General features: G+C 64.4%; 19 protein-coding genes and 1 pseudogene. 11 read left to right on the plus strand and 9 right to left on the minus strand.

Going from position 1 to position 20,785, the window contains the following annotated elements; all coding sequences use genetic code 11:
* Positions 1 to 5: 5 nt before the first annotated feature.
* On the minus strand, positions 6 to 872 hold the full coding sequence (locus AB0Y14_RS11115; RefSeq protein WP_436589324.1) for an alpha/beta fold hydrolase: 867 nt from the start codon (positions 870 to 872) through the stop codon (positions 6 to 8).
* A 68-nt stretch (positions 873 to 940) separates the two neighbouring features.
* Here AB0Y14_RS11115 and AB0Y14_RS11120 point away from each other — a divergent pair, with 68 nt between their 5' ends.
* The 3 genes from AB0Y14_RS11120 to AB0Y14_RS11130 all read left to right on the plus strand — a co-directional run bounded on the left by AB0Y14_RS11120 (position 941) and on the right by AB0Y14_RS11130 (position 4,208).
* Positions 941 to 1,450, plus strand: a complete 510-nt coding sequence (locus AB0Y14_RS11120; RefSeq protein WP_436589325.1) for a CGNR zinc finger domain-containing protein — start codon at positions 941 to 943, stop codon at positions 1,448 to 1,450.
* Between the two features lie 249 nt (positions 1,451 to 1,699).
* Positions 1,700 to 2,941 (plus strand): MFS transporter, encoded by a 1,242-nt coding sequence (locus AB0Y14_RS11125; protein ID WP_436589326.1) that lies wholly within the window; start codon positions 1,700 to 1,702, stop codon positions 2,939 to 2,941.
* A 193-nt stretch (positions 2,942 to 3,134) separates the two neighbouring features.
* Positions 3,135 to 4,208 (plus strand): 2,3-butanediol dehydrogenase, encoded by a 1,074-nt coding sequence (locus tag AB0Y14_RS11130; RefSeq protein ID WP_436589327.1) that lies wholly within the window; start codon positions 3,135 to 3,137, stop codon positions 4,206 to 4,208.
* A gap of 901 nt (positions 4,209 to 5,109) precedes the next feature.
* On the opposite strand, the gene AB0Y14_RS11135 is transcribed toward AB0Y14_RS11130, so the two are convergent.
* Positions 5,110 to 5,565 (minus strand): zinc ribbon domain-containing protein, encoded by a 456-nt coding sequence (locus AB0Y14_RS11135; RefSeq protein ID WP_436589328.1) that lies wholly within the window; start codon positions 5,563 to 5,565, stop codon positions 5,110 to 5,112.
* A complete protein-coding gene (locus AB0Y14_RS11140) occupies positions 5,562 to 6,728 on the minus strand; it encodes an RNA-guided endonuclease InsQ/TnpB family protein (protein WP_436589329.1) in 1,167 nt (388 codons plus the stop codon). Before AB0Y14_RS11140 ends, AB0Y14_RS11135 begins: the two co-directional genes overlap by 4 nt.
* Before the next feature lie 185 nt (positions 6,729 to 6,913).
* Between AB0Y14_RS11140 and AB0Y14_RS11145 the strand changes: the two genes are divergently transcribed.
* The 4 genes from AB0Y14_RS11145 (at position 6,914) to AB0Y14_RS11160 (ending at position 8,738) form a co-directional block, all read left to right on the plus strand.
* Entirely contained in the window at positions 6,914 to 7,165 is a 252-nt protein-coding gene (locus tag AB0Y14_RS11145) for a type II toxin-antitoxin system Phd/YefM family antitoxin (RefSeq protein WP_436589330.1), read from the plus strand.
* Entirely contained in the window at positions 7,162 to 7,419 is a 258-nt protein-coding gene (locus tag AB0Y14_RS11150; RefSeq protein ID WP_129360331.1) for a Txe/YoeB family addiction module toxin, read from the plus strand. Before AB0Y14_RS11145 ends, AB0Y14_RS11150 begins: the two co-directional genes overlap by 4 nt.
* A gap of 353 nt (positions 7,420 to 7,772) precedes the next feature.
* Positions 7,773 to 7,919: a hypothetical protein gene (locus AB0Y14_RS11155; protein ID WP_436589331.1), complete on the plus strand. Its 147-nt coding sequence runs from the start codon at positions 7,773 to 7,775 to the stop codon at positions 7,917 to 7,919.
* Positions 7,920 to 8,549: 630 nt separating this feature from the next.
* Positions 8,550 to 8,738, plus strand: a complete 189-nt coding sequence (locus tag AB0Y14_RS11160; protein ID WP_129360324.1) for a hypothetical protein — start codon at positions 8,550 to 8,552, stop codon at positions 8,736 to 8,738.
* Positions 8,739 to 8,846: 108 nt separating this feature from the next.
* On the opposite strand, the gene AB0Y14_RS11165 is transcribed toward AB0Y14_RS11160, so the two are convergent.
* Positions 8,847 to 9,407: a recombinase family protein gene (locus AB0Y14_RS11165; RefSeq protein ID WP_436589332.1), complete on the minus strand. Its 561-nt coding sequence runs from the start codon at positions 9,405 to 9,407 to the stop codon at positions 8,847 to 8,849.
* Positions 9,408 to 10,779: 1,372 nt separating this feature from the next.
* On the opposite strand from AB0Y14_RS11165, the gene AB0Y14_RS11170 reads away from it, so the two are divergent.
* Positions 10,780 to 11,790, plus strand: coding sequence for an IS481 family transposase (locus tag AB0Y14_RS11170; RefSeq protein WP_436589333.1), 1,011 nt, complete (start codon positions 10,780 to 10,782; stop codon positions 11,788 to 11,790).
* Between the two features lie 15 nt (positions 11,791 to 11,805).
* Entirely contained in the window at positions 11,806 to 12,375 is a 570-nt protein-coding gene (locus tag AB0Y14_RS11175; RefSeq protein WP_006214729.1) for an integrase core domain-containing protein, read from the plus strand.
* 233 nt (positions 12,376 to 12,608) lie between these two features.
* Here the strand turns inward: AB0Y14_RS11175 and AB0Y14_RS11180 are convergent, their stop codons facing one another.
* From AB0Y14_RS11180 to AB0Y14_RS11200, 5 genes are all read right to left on the minus strand, one after another.
* The gene (locus tag AB0Y14_RS11180) at positions 12,609 to 13,019 is read right to left on the minus strand and encodes a four-helix bundle copper-binding protein (protein ID WP_006214730.1); all 411 of its coding nucleotides are present in this window, start codon (positions 13,017 to 13,019) and stop codon (positions 12,609 to 12,611) included.
* A gap of 150 nt (positions 13,020 to 13,169) precedes the next feature.
* Positions 13,170 to 13,808, minus strand: coding sequence for a DUF1541 domain-containing protein (locus AB0Y14_RS11185; RefSeq protein WP_436589334.1), 639 nt, complete (start codon positions 13,806 to 13,808; stop codon positions 13,170 to 13,172).
* A 109-nt stretch (positions 13,809 to 13,917) separates the two neighbouring features.
* Positions 13,918 to 16,056, minus strand: coding sequence for a heavy metal translocating P-type ATPase (locus AB0Y14_RS11190; RefSeq protein ID WP_204782700.1), 2,139 nt, complete (start codon positions 16,054 to 16,056; stop codon positions 13,918 to 13,920).
* Positions 16,057 to 16,434: 378 nt separating this feature from the next.
* Positions 16,435 to 17,301: a F510_1955 family glycosylhydrolase gene (locus tag AB0Y14_RS11195; RefSeq protein WP_436589335.1), complete on the minus strand. Its 867-nt coding sequence runs from the start codon at positions 17,299 to 17,301 to the stop codon at positions 16,435 to 16,437.
* Entirely contained in the window at positions 17,298 to 18,794 is a 1,497-nt protein-coding gene (locus tag AB0Y14_RS11200) for a multicopper oxidase family protein (protein ID WP_436589336.1), read from the minus strand. Before AB0Y14_RS11200 ends, AB0Y14_RS11195 begins: the two co-directional genes overlap by 4 nt.
* A gap of 159 nt (positions 18,795 to 18,953) precedes the next feature.
* Here AB0Y14_RS11200 and AB0Y14_RS11205 point away from each other — a divergent pair.
* Together AB0Y14_RS11205 and AB0Y14_RS11210 are read left to right on the plus strand one after the other, a co-directional pair.
* Positions 18,954 to 19,664: pseudogene (locus AB0Y14_RS11205) on the plus strand (response regulator transcription factor).
* A partial coding sequence (locus tag AB0Y14_RS11210) for a sensor histidine kinase (protein ID WP_436589337.1) occupies positions 19,661 to 20,785 on the plus strand: 1,125 nt, incomplete at its 3' end. The pseudogene AB0Y14_RS11205 and the gene AB0Y14_RS11210, both read left to right, overlap by 4 nt.

The raw sequence follows: 20,785 nt of genomic DNA on the forward strand, positions 1-20,785 counted from the left end.
CGATGTCAGGGCTGGAAAGATGCCCTCCAGTCTCGAATGACGGCCACGACTTCATCCAGGTGTGACTCGAGCAAGAAATGGCCGCCGTCCAGGAGCTCGATCCGCGGATCGGCGGCATCCCGACGGAAGGCCTCGGCCCCGGCCGGGCCGAAGATCTGGTCGTTGCGACCCCAGATGGCCAAGACCGGGACCTGGGAGGTGCGCAGCCACTCATGGAACCTCGGGTAGAGGGCACGGTTGGTGTGGTAGTCGGCGAAGAGGGCCAGCTGGACGAGGTCGTTGCCTGGACGCCCCAGAAGGGCGATGTCGTGCTCCCAGGCATCCGGATCCACCACGGACGGGTCCGGGACACCGTGGAGGTACTGCCATTCCACTGCTTCCCTGTCCAGCGCGGGGCGAAGAGCCTCCTCGTTCTTCCGCGAAGGGTCCTGCCCATAAGCCCAGATGGGTTCCCAGAAGTCGGGGACGAATCCCTCGTCGTAGGCATTGCCGTTCTGTGAGATCACGCCGCCCACAGCATCCGGGTCCTCGAGGGCGAGACGCCATGCGATGGGCGCACCGTAATCCTGCGCATAGACGGTGAACCGCTCCACACTCACCGATTCGAGGAAGGCATGCGTGATCCGCGCCAATTCCCTAAAGGTGTACTCGAAATCGTCCACGGCCGGGGCGGAGGATCTTCCGAAGCCGATATGGTCCGGCGCGATCACGTGATAGCGGTCCGCCAGAGCAGGAATGAGGTGCCGGAACATGTGCGAGCTGGTGGGGTATCCGTGCAGGAGCAGCATCACCGGCGCGTCGACGGGGCCGGCCTCCCGGTAGAAAACACGCCAGCCCTCGACGATGATCTCGCGGTGGTGAACAGCCACCATTACTAACCTCCTAAACTAGCTTTACTGGTTACGGGCACGGTAGCATGGGTACGCGAAGGAGGGCACACGTGATCGAAGACGAAAAACTTCTGTTGGACGTTCTCAACTCCGCGCCGCGGGACGGCGGGGAGCCCCTGGAATATCTGCACGGTCAGCGCGGCGTCGCCCTAGCCCGCGCCTACGGCGGGTCCGGCGACGACCCAGAGTTGCGGCATCTGCGGATCGCACGGGACCGGTTGCAGGACCTGATCCGAGGCAGCGAGACCGCCACAAAATCTCTCCAGGCGCTGATGAGCGAGGCGTCGATGCGGGCAGAGGTCACGCCGCATGGGGTCGAGTGGAAGCTGTCCGCGCCCCCGGATGTACGGCTCGCGGCTCGCGTCCTGCAGGCATGGTCGCAGGTCAACGAGCACCTACCGGGACGGTTGAGAGCGTGCGCGAACACGGAGTGCAATCTCTACCTCATTGATCACACGCGCCCAGGGACCGCCAAGTGGTGTTCCATGGCGACGTGCGGCAACCGCATGAAAGCCCGAGCCCACGCGGCACGCACCCGCAACCCCAAGTCACGGAACTGAGCATTGCAGAGACCTTGACCACGTCCGACTCTGCGTTTTGCACCGAAGGGACTTGATCAACGGATGCCGTGGGACAGTACGCGCGACTACCGATGTGTACGTTCGTGAACCTGCGAGATGAACCGTCAAGTCACATATAGCAACGGACAGCATCGCGGTCGACACCCCGCAATGAACGGGCTAACCTAGTCTGCGCTCGAGCACGGCGACTGGCTCACATCGATTCCCCTCCACTCAGGAAGGTCACCTTTGACCACTCTCACACCCACCCGCCGGAGCATTGCCCTCCTTGCCATCGCCCTCGGCGGATTTGGTATCGGAGTGACCGAGTTCGCCTCCATGGGTCTCCTTCCGGACATCGCGCGAGATCTCCTGCCGAAATTCAGCGAATCCCCCGAGACCGAGATCGCCAGGGCCGGAACGCTCATCACGATGTATGCGTTGGGTGTGGTGGTGGGAGCCCCAACCATCGCGGCCCTCGGCGCCAAAGCATCCCAAACACGGCTGGCGTTCCTGCTCCTTGCCTTGTTCATCCTCGGGACACTCGCATCCGCGTTCGCACCGACTTTCGAGCTGCTCTCCCTGTTCCGCTTCATTGCGGCCCTCCCCCACGGCGCATTTTTTGCGGTCGGCTCGCTGTTGGCGGCCCGCCTCATGGGCCCGGGCAACCAGGGGAAGGGGATTGCCCTGGCACTGTCCGGACTCACTATTGCGAACATTGTGGGTGTTCCGATCGCGACGTGGCTCGGGCAGCACTTCGGGTGGCGCTCGGCCTACCTGATGGTCGCGGTGATTTTCGCCGTGGCCCTGGTTCTCGCGTTCTATTCCTTCCCGCGCCACACCGGTGATGCAACTCGCACCGCAGGGTCCGAACTGCGAGCGTTCAAGAACATCCGCATCTGGATCATGATCGCCGTCGGCTCCATCGGGTTCGGCGGATTCTTCGCGGTCTATTCCTACATCACCGAAGTCTCGACCCAGGTGGCGGGCTTGTCGGCGTCGACGGTCCCGTGGGTTCTGGCGGTCTTGGGCATCGGCATGACGATCGGCAATATGATCGGTGGCTGGGCCAGCGACCGCAATCTGACCAAGACGGTCCTGTTCGGTTTCAGCGCGTTCATCGTCTCCCTGGTGCTGTACACGCTGCTCGCTTCGTCCAAGGTCGGCCTCTTCGCGTCGGTATTCCTCATCGGCGTCACCCAGTCGATTCTGATCCCGTCCATCCAGGCCCGGCTGATCCGCATCGCGGGCAAGGCCGCACTCCTCGGCGCGGCGGTCAACCATTCGGCCTTCAATATTGGCAATGCCCTCGGGGCCGCCCTCGGCGGCGCGTCGATTGCCGCCGGTTTCGGCTATCTCTCGCCAGGTTGGATCGGCATCGGACTCGCCGCGTCGGGCTTGGTGCTGGCGCTGGTCAGCCTGACGGTCACGCGGTGGGACAAGCGCGCAGACCGGGACACCGTGGGCATCGATATCATCAGCGGACGCTGACGCACCTGCTTGTCATGCCAGCGGGGCCGCTTCCGCTGGACCAGGATTGGCCGCTCAGAGTCTTCTTCCATCCTGCGTCGCCGACGTCGGAAACCCGTGCCGCCGGATTCTCACCCGGTGAGTCGGGAGGTTCGGCATGGTGATCGAGGACACTAAACTGGCCATGCACTGACTCCGAACGGAAGAAGAGACCATGCGCGCCGCCCGTTACTACCAGAACCACGACATCCGCATTGACGACGTCGAACCGCCGATAGCGAGTCCCGGCGAGGTTCTCATCGACGTCGCGTGGTCAGGCATCTGCGGTACTGACCTCCACGAGTACTTGGACGGGCCGATCTTCGTTCCCCCGGCGGGCCAGCCCCACCCGATTTCCGGTGAAGAAGCACCCATCACGCTCGGGCACGAGATGAGCGGCACCGTCGCCGCGTTGGGAGAGGGCGTCGACGACCTCGAGGTCGGACAGAAGGTCGTCGTCGAGCCCTATCTCATCCGCGAACGCGACTGGGAAGACCCCCATTATCAGCTCAGCCCTGACATGAATTTCATCGGCTTGGGCGGTGGAGGCGGCGGTCTCGGGGAACAGATTGCCGTCAACCGTCACTGGGTCCACCCGATTGCGGACTCGGTGGGGCTCGACGAAGCGGCCCTGATCGAACCCCTCTCCGTGGCACACCACGGTTTTGTGAGGTCCGGAGCCACTCGAGGGGATACCGCCATTATCGGTGGCGCCGGCCCCATCGGCGTGCTCACCGCGGCTGTGGCCAAGGCGGAAGGACTGACCGTTGTCATTTCCGAACTATCGGAATTGCGTCGTCAGAAAGCCTTGGACGCGGGGGTTGCCGACTATGCCTTCGATCCTCGGGAAGTGGACGTGGCCGAAGAGGTTCGCGGGCTCACCCATGGGAAGGGTGCGGACGTCGGCTTCGAGTGCAGCTCGGTCGACGTCGTGCTGGATATGCTTCTCGACGCCGTTCGCCCGGCCGGCGTGATCGTCAACGTATCGATTTGGGGGCACGAGCCCAAGGTCGCTCTCCACAAACTGGTCATGAAGGAGATCGACCTCCGGGGCACCATCGGGTACTCATACGACCACCCCGCAACCATCAAGCTCGTTGAAGAGGGCCGAGTGGATCTCCGCCCGTTCATCACGGGCAAGATCGGTCTCGACGACCTGATCGACAAAGGCTTCGACACGTTGATCAACCACAACGAGACGGCAGTGAAGATTCTGGTGTCTCCAACCGGCCAAGGACTCGAAGACTAACGCCTGGTGATGGGCAGCTCGAGTTGATCCGTGCCGCCCATGCCTCACCCGGCCGGGGAGGTGCCGACGACGTCGAACCCGTCGCCGCCGCCGGCATTCCTCCGTGGCGACGGTGAGGAGCCCGTCCGCGGCAGCCTCCGGCCGTTAAACAAAGAAAACCGCCCCGCATAGAAGCCTACGGGGCGGTTTTCAGTGGCTCCGACCGGCGTCGATCCGGTGACCTTACGATTTAGAGTTCGCGATAATCACGGGTTTCTGCGGGATGGCAGCGGCTTCCCTCTGCCCGGAACCGAGCCCAACAAGTTGCCAACCACTGTCACCAATGCCCATAAAATGTGCGGAATAGATGCGGAGTCTGGCGCAGTCACTCCACCCAGTCACCTAATACTCTGGCTGCCAGTGCGCGCCCTCGTCAGGTCGGTAGTCCTAAGGAAGTTGTGGATCTTCGGTGGCTCGTTCAGCGTTCTGCATATGGTTTCGATGCGCGGCTTGGACTTCAGGGCCCTGGAGGGCGAGTAGTTCAGCTTTGGTATAGCTGGTGCTGTCCATTGCTGGTTCCCTTCTGGAGATATCGGTGGGTACTCGTCAGCGTATCCTGATCCAAGACCGGGGTGATTTCGAGGTCGCCTCCAGGCCGATAGTCGCATCATAAAAGGGCCTTTGCCCTGCGCACGCAGGGAAACGCCAGGAAGCTGTCGGCCCCCATCCACCTCGGGGCTCACCTCTGGGTGTACGGGGAAAACTTGGACGCGTTCGACGGATCCGGCATCTGATAGAGCTCACCCCTGCGCACGCAGGGAAAACATTGTTCGGCCTGATGGGCACTCTGGGCTCACCCCTGCGTGCGCGGGGAAAACACTGCCTGACCAGGCCAAACGCGTCTGCCTACCCCGATCCCGATTCATTTTTCCCGCAGCTGATTATAGGGATGAGTGTCCGATTGCTCGGGCACGGTGGCCGCACCTGCTGGTACGGTCTTGACGCTTTCACGCCCTCCACCTGGTATCTCCCAGCGCGTACGCCGGGACAGGCGGTAGGCTCCGCGTCCGCTTACCCTCTCCCGCTTGCCGCAGGCGAGCTGATGATCTCGACCGGTCTCCGTCTTGTGTCCTCGAGCGAGGGCGAGAATATTGATCGCAGCGTTGATGTCACGATCAAGGACCACCCCGCAATGGCGACACCGATAGACCCGCTCGGGCAGGGACAGTTTGGTTTTTACTGCCCCACAGTTCGGGCACGTCTTCGACGACGGTGCGTACCGGTCAATCACTTCCACCCTGGCACCGTGCCAGGAAGCCTTGTATTCCAGCTGCCGCCGGATCGTCCCCGGAGCAACATCGAGGACGGCACGATTCAACCCGGACTTGGCCCGGATATTTTCCCCGGGGCCTCGATGGTCCCGGCCGCCGAGGCCGTCATCCCGGCCACGTTGAGATCCTCGATAGCCACCATCGAATACCCGGTCGCCAGTCGTTTGGTCATCTCATGAGCGGCCGTCTCACGCTGCAAAGCCACCTTGTGATGCGTCCTGCTGATCTGGGTCACCAGGCGCTTGCGGCGGGCGGATCCCTTCTGCGATCGAGCCAGACGTCGTTGCAGCTTCTTCAATCGGACAGCCGCCTTCTTGCCCGGGGCAGGGTTGTCCACCAGCTGCCCGTCCGAGGTCGCGGCCATGACATGGACCCCGAGGTCGACGCCGATTTCTCCGCGAGCCCGGGCTGCTCGGGTGGGCTGCGGCGGTGTTGGTGCAGCCGGTGTCTCGACCAGCAGGGAGGCGTACCAGCATCCCCCGGCCTGCGAGATGGTGAAGGATTTGATCGTCCCGCCCTGTTTCAGGGCACGCGAGAGCCGCCGGGTGTTCTGGCAGGTCCGGATGACACCGAGGAAGGCCAGCCGCAGGTGACGGTAGTCCCGGATGACTTCGCCGGAACGGGGGCCACCACGAAGGTAGGTGGCACCGTAGCCGCCCATGGCCTGCGGTGCCGGGATCGTGAACGAGTCCCGGTCGCGGCCTTTCTTCTTGAACCGGGGCAGACCCACCGGTCGGCCCTTGCGTGCTCCGGAGAGCGAATCCATCCAGTTGGAGAAGGCCCGCGAGGCGTTCTGCGCCCCGGAGATCAGTACCCGCCGAGGTGCGGTGTGCAACCAAGGGTTCGACCAGCGCGGGTGATCCCAACTGCCACCGCTGTTCAGGACAGTCTCGGCGCGCCGGTGTTCTGCACGGACCGGGGTCAGTACCTCGGTACTGAATCGTGTCCAGGACAGGGTTTGCAGAGCAGGTTCCTGTTTACGGCGGGCTCTGATCTGTTTCTTCGCTTCGGCGGCGTCGGTGCCTGCCTTGATCAGTTCCCGTTCGGCAGCCCATCCGGCTTTCAACGCATCCAGGTTGCGGGCGATGAGCATGTTGTAGGAGACCCGGGCCGCCTCGGCCGCCTGGGACAGGGCACGGAGCTGGTCAGCGTTCGGATTCAGACGGTACTTGTAGGCCCGCAGATCTGGATCTGTCTGTTCCGTATCCATGCCCCCACCTCCGTGTCCGATCGTCGAGTCCGTGTTCTGGCCTCCACCGTAGACAGGGGGTCTGACAACTTAAGGGCCTGTCCTTAAGGCAGCCATTCAACCACGCGGGAGCGCCAACGACCGACGATTGACCCGGCAACATGTTGTTACGTACAATATTCTGTACGTTAGAAAGGTGTAGAGACATGAAAACGATGTCGTACTCAGAATCACGGGCACGATACGCCGAGACCCTGGATGCAGTCACCAACGACCGGGAAGAAGTCATCATCAACCGCGCCGGCCACGACCCGGTGGTGATGGTCTCTCTCGATGACTACGAATCGCTGAAGGAGACCGCTTATCTCCTCCGGAACCCGGCGAATGCTCGTCGGCTCCTGGCTTCCATCGACCGTCTAGAAAACGGGGGCGGGACTCGGCAGGAGCTGGCTGAATGAGTCTGGTCTGGGACGAGGCCGCCTGGGCGGATTATCTCTGGTGGCAGGCCCAAGATCGCAAAACCCTCAAGCGCATCAACACGCTCATCAAAGACATCCAACGCAACGGCAACGAAGGTATCGGCAAGCCCGAGCCCCTCAAGCACGGTTTCTCCGGGTACTGGTCCCGCCGCATCACCGACGAGCACAGACTCGTCTACAAGATCAGCGGCGACGACATACGGATTGCAGCCTGCCGGTATCACTACGAATAATCCAGGATCGGCTCACCCGAGAGATCCCCATCTCCGTTTCCGATCGTCGTTTTCGTGTTCTGATCACCGCTACGGCAGAGGCGGGCTGACTACTTGAGGGCTAGTCATATGTGCCGGCTTCGGACAGTTTGTCAGGGGGTGGCCGGAGGCAGGAGCATCTCGGCCCAGACGGATTGTGATCGTTCTTTGATCCACAGGTTTCATGAGCGAAGGAGAGTGTGCCCCGAAGGATGATCCATCTCGGTAAACTGGTTTGCGGCCGCCTTTCAGGCGTCCTGTGACCTCCCGGTCACCCGCCATCTGATTCGCATGACGCCTGGGAGTAATCAGGGCCGGAACGGAGGTGGTCGGCTATGAGTGAGCTGGAAAGTCCACCGGAAAAGCAAAAACCCCCGGTCTACTGGCTGATTCTCGGATTAGTACTCGGTGAGCCAGAAGATCTCAGGGGTCTTGCTGATTCGCTGGTGTCACTACTCGAGATGCTCAAGCATTTCGTCTAAACACCAGTCATAGTGACAGCGGGTTCGCCAGGCTGCAACCCGGCGGGCCCGCTTTATAACACTCTGAGGGTCAATCAGGGCGGTCGATGTTGTCGTGACGGGCAACGAACGACACCTTCAATATACCGCGCGGGCGACGATGTATCTAGCTCTGGGCGCGTTCTGCTTCCTGCATCGCTCGTTGCACCGTCCACCGGGAGACTCCGTCCCGGTTGCCTGAGACAGAGCAGAGCATGGAGCCGGCCAGCATCCTTCCCGTTAAATACGCGAGCCAGGCTCGTCGAACCGTCCGGATGACTGCCTGGCTTACTTCTCGGGGCTACTGCCCTTCGCATTTCCTATGGTACCTGGTAGATGACACGGATGCCACTGATCAGGAAGGACCAATTCGGTCGATTCTGCACAGGGGTGAACCCTCAATCCAGCAGGGACATCACCATGACCGAGATCAACCTTGCTTGACATATCACGGTTGGATACCTCATTGTCGGCACGTGCGCCGGGGCCTGCGCTGCCGGAGAAGCCGGCGTGACCATCCCGGTCTGTGTCGCATGCATCGGCGGGTACGCGCCAGTAGGAGGGGCCTCTGTCACCGCTGTCGCCAGCTGCTTCAGCTAGAGAGGAAACAAGATGTCCAAAAAACACACCCTGGCCGGCTTCATCATCGGCTTGGCCATCTCAAGCGGGATCCTCCTTCTCCTCCTTCCTGGCCTGTTCGAACGAGCCTCCTCGGGACACATCTGGCTCACGTGGTTGTTCTTCGGCCTCGCCATCAGCTGCGCCGCAGGAACACTCCTGACTCGACGGTCCGCCCAATAATTCACGTTGGCTTCCTCCCCCACCCATGGGGGAGGAAGCCAATCCTCCTTTGGTGTGCAGATCCGGCTCATCTTGCACGAGTGGTCATGAAAAACAGGGATAACAATCTCATTTGGTCTCTTGCCCGAAGTGCCGGTAGATGGTCGGCCTCGAGACTCCGAAGGTGTCAGCGATCTGCTGCACCGTGTGCTCTCCCGCGTCATACATGGCCCGAGCCTGCTTGACCTTCGTTGGGGTTATTTTGAACTTCGGTCCGCCCTTCCGGCCACGCGCACGGGCAGCTGCCAACTCGTCACGAGTCCACTCGACAATCAGATCGTGCTCGAACCCCGCAATGGCTGCCAGCATGTGAAAGAACAACCGGCCTCCGGCCGTGGTGGTATCAATCCCCTGGGACAGGGCAACCAGCCCAACACCTTGATCCTGCAACTGATCAGCGACGTCTTTGAGATTACCCACCGAACGACCCAGTCGATCCAGCTTGGTGACCACCAATGTGTCACGCTCTCGCAAATACGCCAACGCCCTGCTCAGAGCAGGGCGCTTGGTCAGAGTCCCTGAGGCGTGGTCAACGAAAAGCTTCTGGCATCCGGCCGCATTCGGGGCATCTGTTTGCCCCTCCGGATTCTGGTCTCGGGTCGAGACCCTCGCGTATCCGATCATCACCATGCCCCACAATGTGCCGTAAACGTCGCTGATGCGACATAGATTGCGGACACGGGTAACGAGACATAACCCCGCCGCATCAACCCGTTTAGCCCGAAGGTGCCTTGTAAACGGTCGTTTGTATTCAATCCATATTCAATAACCCACAACCAGCATCCGCACCCTTAGGACCTTCCCCCTACACCGATATTGCCCCCTCTATAAGGAGGCTTTGCCAAGGCTAAGATCAGGTACACTTAAGCCGCAGCCCAGACAACATCACGGCTAGTGACACCTCAACCCCTCAAGTCGTGGTCACAATGACCCACTCCGGGTGCCGTCATGCTGACTCCTTGGCTTCACCACACTCTTGCGAGTCTTCAGCGAATCACTGACAGGACACCCTTATGTACCCCGGCCCCAAATACACAGCTCTTGGTCTCACCGCAGTCGGACTTGCAGTCCTTGGGGCCTTGTTTATTTTGTTCCCCGCCGTTCGGATGCTTGGGGTGGCTCTGCTGATCACCGCGATAATTATTGGCATTGTCGTACTGACACAGCGAGATCGCATCATCTGGGAAGGCGTGACAGCCATCTGCCTCCCCGCTGTGATACTTGTCGCCGCAGCGGGGATAGGGATCGCGAGCACTCCCAGCACCTCTACCCCTAGTGCCCACCGAACCGTCAGCAACAGCTCACCAGCCGAAACGACCAGCACCCCTTCCTCTACTCCTACAACGAGCACCCCTACCCCGACCCCTTCGGCACTCAGCAAAGAAGAGATCAAGGCATGGTTTGACACGGCAGGTCAGGCGTGTGGGACTGCGGAGAAGCCCAGTTGGTTCTCCGATCCCGATAAGCAGTACTTTGCCTTCGCTTCTATCAAAGCCACGGACAAAGACGATCCGCGCTATGTGAGTAGGGTCGAGGCCAAATGCGTAATCAGCTCTCTCGGTGTCCCAGAAGATAGTGCGTACCTTATGGTGCAAGATGCCTATACCAATCTAAAGAGGCACCGCACTACTACCGATGGTCTCACCATCGTCATCGATGAACACCCTAGTGTCCCCAACATGGTGGTCGTACTCGTAGGCCCACGAGACGCGTCTTAGGCTCTCAGCGCGCTGATGGAAGGCATCAACGCTCGACCGCGTCCATATCCTCGGCGGCAATATGCTTATGCTCAGAAAGCATCCTCCAGCTCCTGGAAGTGGGATACAGACATCGTGCTCTCCTTCGAAACGATCCTCAACGACGCCGGCATCGACCCCTCCGAATCCCTAGTTGTTGTGGGTCATGAGGTTCTTGGCGCGGGTGCGTCGATGAGATGAGGAACGGGCTCCTCGTCACAGGATGGAAGTTCCTACACCGTCCGCCCGCACGAGAGAGCCCGTTCATGACCCACGTTAATGCACCCCTGACCCCGACCGGCCGGCTGCGCATGGTGTTGCGCCACCTCGACGACGGGATCCCCAAGGCCCACGTGGCCGCCGAGTTCCGCGTCAGCCGGCCCACGGTGGCGACCTGGGTGGCCCGCTACCTCGAGTCCGGCGAAGCCGGGCTCACCGACCGGCCCTCGACCCCGCGGCACAGCAGCACCCGCACCCCGGCGGCGGTCGTCGACCTTATCGAGACGCTCCGCCGGGGCCGCAAATGGTCGGCGCGGCGCATCCACCGTCACCTGGCCGACCGCGCCGTGGCGATCAGTCTGCGTACCGTGGGCCGTTGGCTGCACCGACTCGGGATCTCCCGGCTGCGCGACCTCACCCCCGCAGGCGAGAACTCCCGCAGGGCCCCGGGACGCATCCGCGCCGCCTGGCCCGGGCACATGGTCCACCTGGATGTGAAGAAGGTCGGCAAGATCCCCGACGGCGGCGGTTGGCGGGCCCACGGCCGCGGATCCACCGCCGCGAAGGCGGCCAAGCGCGGGCCCGGAGCGAAGGTCGGCTACACCTACCTGCACTCCGCCGTGGACGGCTTCTCGCGGCTGGCCTACACCGAAGCCCTCGACGACGAGAAGGCGGTGACCACGATCGGGTTCTTCTGCCGGGCGAGGGCCTTCTTCGCCGCCCATGGCATCAGGCGGCTGCACCGGGTCGTGACCGACAACGGCGCCAACTACCGGGCCCGCGACTTCACCCGCTGCGTGGAAGCCCTCGCCGGCCGCCACCAGCGCATCAAGCCCTACACGCCGCGGCACAACGGGAAGGTGGAGCGGTACAACCGCCTGCTGGCCGACGAGGTCCTCTACGCCCGCCCCTATTCCAGCGAGCAGGCCCGCCGGGACGCGATCGGGGTGTGGGTGAACCACTTCAATTACCATCGGCCCCATACCGCCTGTGGCGATCATCCCCCGGCCTCACGCGTCCCGGCCCCTGCCAATAACGTCATGCCCTCTTACAACTAGCGGCCTCTGAGGCGCGTGCGATCGCGGCCAGCATCCACCGCTGGATCACCACCAAGTCCCGCATGTGGGCCGACGGCCCCGCCGTCTACGAAGCCACGTTGTCCACCATCCAAGCGGGACTGCCGCGGAGGCCACCCGCAGACCCAGGGCAAAGTCGAGCGCTTCCAGCAGACCCTGAAGAAGTGGCTGGCAGCCCAGCCCCCACCAGCAGACCTGCCGGGCCTGCAGGCCCTGCTCGATCAGTTCCGCGAGATCTACAACACTCAGCGGATCCACTCAGCGAAGAAGACCACCCCGTACGCCGCCTACATCGCCGCACCGAAGGACACCCCAGGGCCCCTGGCACCGGCCACGACCCGGTTCCGCACCGACAAGATCGACGCCACGGGCAAAGTCACGCTGCGCTACGACGGCCAGCTCTTCCACATCGGCATCGGCCGAGCCCACGCCCGAACCCACGTCGTTCTGATCGTTGAGGACCGCGAGATCACCATCGTGGCCAAGGCCACCGGAGAGATCCTCCGCGAGCTCACCCTGGACCCCACGCGGAAGTACCAGCCACAACGAAAAACACCCCGAACCTGAGGGTTCGGGGTGTTTCCGATGTACTGAGACATCACAATGGTGGGCCCTGTGGGGATCGAACCCACGACCCATGGATTACTGGGTCCGGACGCCACTGGTAGACCGCGCAGTCATCCTCACCTGGTTGTGGCTTGGCGCCGTTGGCATCTCCCCCACGGTTGAGGTTCGCCCCCAGCTTGCTGCGGCAAGCCTCAGCCTGCTGGAAGGCGAACAAAGGTCTGAGCAGGCCGGTCTCAATCCAGAGAGGCCAGCAGATCCGCGCAGGCGATCTCGCAGCGCCGGCACGCCTCCGCGCAGACCCGGCAATGCTCATGCATATCCACGTGCTTTTCGCACTCTTCGGCGCAGGACCGGCACGCCGTCCGGCACGTTTCGAGCGCGGCGCGGTTGACGTCGATGTTGTTGCCGGTCTGGCGGGAGAGCACCCTCCCGGTGGTCTCGCAGAGGTCGGCGCAGTCCAGGTTCAGACGGATGCACTGGGTCAGCTCCGCGACCATGTCCTCGGCCAGGCAGGCGTCGGCGCAGGCGGTGCAGGTCTGCGCGCACTCGAAGCAGGCCTCGATGCATTCGGCCAGTTTCTGGGTGTCGATGCCGCCGAGATCCTTCGGGTACGTCTCCAGCATCGAGCTCACGTGATGAGTCATGGTCTCGCTCTTTCTGTCGATCCGAACGGAGCGGGCTGGCAGGCACCAACCCGCTCCGTTGACCATAGACAGCGACCGGCAGGAGGCGGAAGGGCGAAGCCATGAAGAGTTCGTGAAGACGCGCGGGCCGGGACACCGCCCCTTTCACGCTTACTCGGCGGGCTGGAGCTCGCTTTCGACGAACCACTTGTGGTTGGCCATCTCCATGCCATCGATCGTGGTGTCGACCATGTACACGGTCTCCTCGGTCGAGCTCTCGATCGTCGCCTCGGCGCCCTCCATGCCGGGCATGTGATCGGCCTCCAGCACGACCTCGGTACCCGCCGGAAGAGGCGCCTCACCCGGATCTTCCAGCTCCTCGTGCACGACCCACTTGTGGTCGACGACGGGCTCGCCACCATCTGTGGGCGTGTAGCTCACCGAGTAGGCCGTCGTATCGAAGGCACCGGTGATCGTCGCCTCTGACCCCGCCATGCCGGGCATGTGGTCAGCGGTGAGAACCGCCGTCGAGTCGATCGGATAGGTGGAATCGGCTGCGGCCTCGATGCCCTCGGGCGGGGGCCCGCCCTCGGGATTGTGCCCGGCCATACCCCCGGAACCATGATCCATGCCCATGTCCATATTCGATGACTCGGACGATGTCGACGGCGCAGCCGCCGCCTCGGACGCCGTCTGCGACGGTGCGGGTTGTGCGTCTTCCTCCTCCGCGGTGCCTCCGCAGGCGGTCAGCGCGAGCATGCTCACCGCTGCGGTAGCGGCCATGCTGGTAGTCCAGATGGACTTCTTCATCTCGTCTCCTTCGTTGATGTTCCTTCAGGCGTGGATGGCCTGAAAGTCTCTATGCCAACCCTGCGACAACAGACTGGCGAAGAATTGATGGCCACGCTGACGACCCGGGTCAGGTCTGATTCTTTGCCCATTCGACCGACCCCTCAGCGGTGAGGTCGAGGCCGCGCAGCGTCTGCGCATTGAGCGCGACCACCACCGTAGAGGCGCCCATGAGCAGCGCGCCGATGGCCATGGGCATGACGAACCCGATGGGGGCCAGCACACCGGCTGCCAGCGGCACCGAGATCAGGTTGTAGCCGGCAGCCCACCAGAGGTTCTGCACCATCTTGCGGTAGGAGGCGCGCGAGAGCCGCACGACCGAGACCACCGCGCGCGGATCCTCGGAGGCGAGGATGATCCCGGCCGAGGCGATCGCGACGTCGGTTCCGGCGCCGATCGCGAGCCCGACATCGGCCTGGGCCAGAGCCGGAGCATCGTTCACACCATCGCCGACCATCGCGACCTTCTTGCCCTGTTCCTGCAACTGGCGGACCCGGGCGCTCTTCTCCTCGGGACGGACCTGAGCCTCGATGCGGTCGATGCCCAATTCGCGGCCAACGGCCTCGGCGACGTTGTGGGCATCGCCGGTCAGCATCGCCGTCTCGATCCCCAGGCGGTGCAGGGCCTCGATCGCCTCGCGGGCGGCCGGACGGACCTCGTCGGCCAAGGCTAGGGCCCCGGCAACTCGGCCCTCGACGAGGACGTGCAGAACGATCCGCCCGTCCTGAGCCCATTCGTCGGTGAACAGCGGCTCCGCACCGGCCTGGCTGAGCAGCGCGGGGCCACCGACGCGGATGTCGGTGCCCTCGACGGTGGCCGAGACGCCGACCGCGGTCGCGCTGTCGTGGCCGGTGGCCTGCGGCACGGCAAGGTTACGGTCTTGTGCGGCGGCCACGATCGCCCGCGCCAGAGGGTGCTGGCTCTGCGCTTCGGTCGCGGCCGCGAGGGCCACGAGACGGTCCTCGTTCATGCCCGCCGGGGCGTTTGGTGCCAGCTGCACGCCCAGCAGAGCGGGCTCGCCGAGGGTGAGGGTGCCGGTCTTGTCGAAGACGACGGTGTCGATGCTGCGCACGAGCTCAAGGGCCTTGCGGTCCGAGACGAGGATGCCCTGGCGGGCGGCCCGTCCGGTCGAGATCGAGACGACCAGCGGGATCGCAAGCCCCAGAGCGTGGGGACAGGCGATGACCAGGACGGTGACAACACGGACCAGCGCCATGCTGGGTGTGCCGAGGATCGCCCACACGACGGCGGTGATCGCGGCAGCGAGGAGGGCGAACCAGAACAGCAGGTTCGCCGCCTTGTCGGCCAGGCGCTGGGCGCGGGTCGAGGAGGACTGAGCGTCCTGGACCAGGCGCTGGATACCGGCCAGGGCCGTGTTCTCGCCGATCTCGGTGACCTCGAGGGTCAGCGGTCGATCGGTGGCCACGGTGCCGGCCACGACCCGGTCACCCCGCCCGCGCGTGACGGGCACCGACTCGCCGGTGACCATGGACTCGTCCACGTCGGCCGCACCCTCGACCACCTCACCGTCGGCGGGGATGCGTCCGCCCGGACGGACCAGCACGCGGTCGCCCACGGCGAGGTCCGAGGGCGCGACCGTTCGCGTCGAGCCGTCAGGGTCGAGCACCTCAGCCTCGTCGGGCAGCAGGGCCGCGAGCTCATCGAGCGCGTTGGAGGTGCGGGCCAGAGACGCCATCTCGACCCAGTGCCCCAGCAGCATGATCACGACCAGCAGTGCCAGCTCCCACCAGAACTCCAGGTCCGGTGGCAGCAGCCCGAGGTGGCTGCCCCAGGATGCGAAGAACGCCACCGAGATGCCCAGGGTGATCAGGGTCATCATGCCGGGTTTGCGCTGCCGGAGTTCGTCGACCGCACCGGTCAGGAACGGGCGGCCGCCCCAGACGTAGAGCACGGTGCCGAGGATCACGGGGACCCAGGTGATCAGTGCGTTGTCCGGCAACTGGTAGCCCAGCAGGTGCGCGAAGCTGCCGCTGAGAAAGATCGTGGGGATCGAGATGACCAGGGAGATCCAGAACAAGCGGCGGAACATGGCGACGTGGTCATGTCCACCATGGCCTCCATGGTCACCGTTTCCCTCGTGGCCGCCGTCACCCGAGTGCTCGTCCTGGGAATCGTGGGGGTGATCGGGGGTGGGGGCCTCGCGTAAGGGCGAGGCTCCACCATGGTGGTGGGCGTGCGAATCCGTCATAGTTGCCTCCTCATTCTCGACAGTACCCCCCGGGGGTATATTTGGCGAGGGGTTTCCGGGAAGTTGTGATGCTTCCTAAGCCCACCCCGGCCACCAGGGCGGGCAGGTAGTGGATAGCGGTCAACCCGACCTAAGCCCACCCCGGCCACCAGGGCGGGCAGGTAGTGGATAGCGGTCAACCCGATCAGAGCCAGCCCCCGAGCTGCGCCGATGCCGCTCAGCCGCTTCCGCGACAGAGCCGCGCCTACGGCGCTCATCGCCGGGACCATCTCCTGGCGCTTAGAGGCCTCGCTCATGGTCGTCTCCCTGAAGTTGTCTTGTTGCGGTAAGTCCCGCCCGGGGGGCATTCTCGGCCCTGGTCAGCTCACAGCCCAGCTGTCACAGCAGCTGCTGTGTGGTCGCTCCCCCGTCGACCGTGCGCAGCACCTGGTTTTTTGCCATCAGCAGCGCTTCTACGTCACCGTCATCGGTGCGGCTGGCCCCCAGGGCGGTGATCTCCCCGAGGGGTTCTTCACTGGAGGTCCAGTTAACCCCGGCATCGGTGCTGGTCAGCAGGCGCCCGTCGATCCCTGTGGCGGCGATGGTGCGGTCGTCGGCCCAGGCCACCAGTGAGGCCAGCTGGGGGGTGTTCAGGGAGGTCCAGCTGGCGCCGTCGTCGGTGGAGCGCAGCACGCCGTTTTCTGTGGTGGCCAGCACCGCTCCCGATTTCGGGGACACGGCCAGAAAAGCCGGGGCCGAGGGAATGGCGCGCATCTGCCAGGTGCGCCCGTCGGGGCTGAACCGTAGTTGCCCATCGAAGGCGATGATCCCGGTGGGCCCGGCAGCCAGGGCGTGGAAATCCGATTCCCCGCCGCGAGAGAGCACACTCCAGCTCTGCCCGCCGTCGGCGGATTCGGCCAGCCCCAATGGCTCGGGTAGGTCCACGCCCAGGCCGGGGTGGCCTGAGGCCAGGTAGCGGCCGTCGGCGGCGATGGTGAAGCCCATCAGATCCACGATGGGCCCGGCTCTGGTCAGGTCCCCGTCCTCGAGACGGTAGAGGCCCTCGTGGGTGGCCAGCAGCACGGCCCCGTCGACCGGGGCGCGCGTGATGGCATGAACATGGGTGATCGCCGTGGCCTCGCCGGCGCCCTCACCGGAGGGGGCCGATGTGGAGGTACCCGGCTGCGGGGAGCAAGCTGCGACCGCCAGCCCGGTCCCTGTGACCAGGCCCAAACCGAGGAGAGCCCGTCGGGGCATGAGCGTCATCGGCGGTATCTCATCTCGATCATCATTCCGGCCTCGCCGTGGTACAGGTTGTGGCAGTGGACCATCCAATCCCCGGGATTGTCGGCTTGCAGTTGCAGGGCCAGGGATTGCATCGGGGCGAGCATGACCGTGTCTTTGCGTAATCCGTTGGGCAGGGCGAAGGTGTGGCCGTGGACGTGCAGCGGGTGGGCCATCATGGTCTGGTTGGCCGCGTCCAGCTGGACGCGTTGGCCTTCTCGGATGATCAGCGGGTCATTCTTGCCGTATGGAGCGCCGTTGAACCCCCACTGGTAAGGGTCCATCTGTCCGGTCAGCGCCATAGGCAGGGCCACTTCGACGTCCCGGGTCTCCAACCGGGCGCTGTCGGCCGGTTCCAGTTCGGCGCCGATCAAGGCCGGGCAACGCAGTTCCTTCGGCGTCACCGTCGGGGCCGGTGCGGAGCCGGAGCCGGTGCGGATCAACGCCATGGCCTGGCCGTCCTTGCCCATGGGGGCGGCCACGAACGGGAAGACCCCGTCAGCTATGGTGACGATCGCGTCGTAACGTTCGCCCATGCCGATGGCCAGCGCGTCCGTCTCCTGCGGCTTCACGGGGAACCCATCGGTGTGGGTCACCTCCATGCGGTGCCCGCCGAGAGCGACGGTGAAGATGGTGTCGGCGGCGGCATTGATAATCCGCAGCCGCACCCGATCCCCCGGCTTGGCGGCCAGCACATCCGGGGCCTCCGGCGCCTTGCCGTTGACCAGGTAATGCGGGTAGGTCACGTCCCCGGCGTCCTCGCCGTAGGGCGAGTCTCTACCGCCCTTCATCGGTGCGTGATCCATACCGCCCATAGCCTCCGGGGAGCTCATGCCTATGTCCCCGTGGTCCATTCCGGTCATGCCCCCGTGGCCGGCCCCGCTCCCACTGGAGGAGGTGAGCGCCTGGAGCACGTCCTCGGGCGTGCGTCCCGTGCCGTCGAGCCAGTCATCGAGCACGAGCACCCATTCGTGGTCGTAGCACCCTGGTTCTTTCGGGTCATCGATGATCAGCGGAGCGTACAGAGCCCGGTCCAGCTGGAGCCCGACGTGGGGGTGGTAGAAATAGGTCCCCGGATCCGGTGCGGTGAAATCGTAGGTGTAGGTGCTCCCGGTGGCGATCGGGTCCTGTGTCAGCCCTGGCACCCCGTCGGCAGCGGCTTCCAGGGCGATGCCATGCCAATGCACGGTGGTCTCGGCCGGCAACTGGTTGTCGACGGTGATCCGTAGCCGGTCCCCGGCCGTGGCCCGGATCAGCGGTCCAGGGACCGTGTCACCGTAGGCCCACGTATCGACCTGCAAGCCTCCCAAGTCCAGGGTCGCCGGCTGCGCGACAAGCGTCTTCTCCACCAGAGCCCGGCCGGGAAGTGACGGTGCCGCGGAGGAACCCGCAGCAGGTGCACCCCCTGCCAGGACACCAGCACCGAGCAGGCCGAAGCCACCAGTCAACATCCGTCTGCGGGAAACCTGATTCATGATTCCTTTCCGAGGCACAGCAGGGCACGAACGACGACAACCATTCTGGATCCGCGCACAGGCGTAGAGACCGGGATTATTTTGAAGATTCAGCGAAGATCGCAGATGACCTGCGCTCTTGCGGTCACCCGATCACAGCGTGGGGACGACACTGGAGGCATGAACCCAGGCATCGATTCCCCGTCCCATCCGGGACGGGTGCTCGTGGTCGACGACGAGAAGGCCCTAGCGCAGATGATCGCGACGTATCTCTCCCGCGCCGGCTACACCGTGGACCAGGCCCACACCGGCCCCGCGGCCCTTGAAGCAGCCCGAAACCAGCACCCGGATGTGGTGGTCCTGGATCTGGGGCTGCCAGGTCTGGACGGGATCGAGGTGTGCCGTGCCCTTCGGTCTTTCTCCGAGTGCTATGTGCTCATACTCACCGCCCGTGGGGACGAGGACGACAAGCTGACCGGACTGGAGGTGGGCGCCGATGACTACATCACCAAGCCCTTCAGCGTGCGCGAACTCGTCGCACGGGTCCAGGCCGTGCTGTGACGCCCGCGCACCGTCACCGTTCGAGAGGCCCCATGGGTCTTCGGGGACCTGGTCATCGACCTCGCTGCCCACGAGGCCCGGGTGAGCGGGGCCGCGGTCGCACTGACGCGCACCGAGTTCGATCTTTTGGCCACACTCTCGGCCGGCCCCGGACGGGCCTACTCCCGCCGTCAGCTCATCGACATCGTGTGGGGTCCGTCCTGGGTGGGCGACGAGCGGATCGTGGACGTGCACATCGGGCATCTGCGCCGCAAACTCATTGAGGCACACCCCGATCTTGACTGCATCAGCACGGTCCGAGGGGTCGGTTACCGCATGGCAAGCCGATGAGCAGGCACCGCCCACGAGGCTTGGCCTCCCGGTTCTTCCTGGCGCAAACCATCGTGGTGATCGCCAGCATCCTCGCCGCGGTCCTCGCCGCCTCCAAAGTGGGCCCGGCGATCTTTCACGAGCACCTGCTGCGCGCTGGGGCCGGGCACGACGCCACCCAGCTGATGCATGTGGAACAGGCCTACCGCGACACCAACCTCTGGACCCTGGGGATGGCCCTGGCCACTGCCCTGGTATGCGCCCTGGGCGTCACCTTGGTGTTCACCCGCCGCCTCCAGCGCCCGATCGACGCACTCACCCACGCGGCCCAGGCCATGGCCCGCAGCCGCTACGACACCCGGGTCCCCGCCATGGGCGCCGGCGCTGAGGTGGACGCCCTCGCCGGGGCGTTCAACACCATGGCCGCCCAGCTGGAGCGCACCGAAGACACCCGCCGACGGATGCTCTCCGACCTGGCCCACGAGATGCGCACCCCCATCTCCGTGCTCACGGTCTACCTGGAGGCGCTCCAGGACGAGGTCGCCCACTGGGACGAGACCACCAGCGAGCTCATGGGTGAACAGCTCGCCCGCCTCACCCGTCTGGTGGAAGACATCAACGACGTCTCCCGCGCGGAGGAAGGCCGCATCATCCTGGACCGCACCGAACAACCTGTGGCCGAGCTGGTGCGCGCGGCCGCCGAGGCCTACCGGGAGGCCTACGCCGCCGAAGGTGTGGCCCTGAACATCGACGTCGACGAGACCGCCGGGGACATCGAGGCCGACCGGCAACGCATGGGCCAGGTGCTGGGCAACCTGCTCTCCAACGCCCTGCGCCACACCCCAGCCGGCGGACAGGTCACGCTCAGCGCCAACCGGCAGGGCCCAGGGCGGGTGGCCATCCGTGTCGCCGATACCGGCGACGGCATCAGCCTGGAGCAAATACCTCACCTTTTTGAACGTTTCTACCGCGGTGACACCGCCCGCGACCGCGACCATGGTGGCTCCGGGATCGGCCTGACCATTTCCAAGGCCCTGGCCGAAGCCCACGGCGGACGTCTCACAGCCACCTCGCCGACCTCGACATTGCCTAGATCAACCCACATAGCGCGCCTCAAAACGGCGATCACTTTCTACAGCGGA

It is taken from the genome of Rothia sp. HC945 (assembly GCF_051370785.1).
GTDB lineage: Bacteria > Actinomycetota > Actinomycetes > Actinomycetales > Micrococcaceae > Rothia.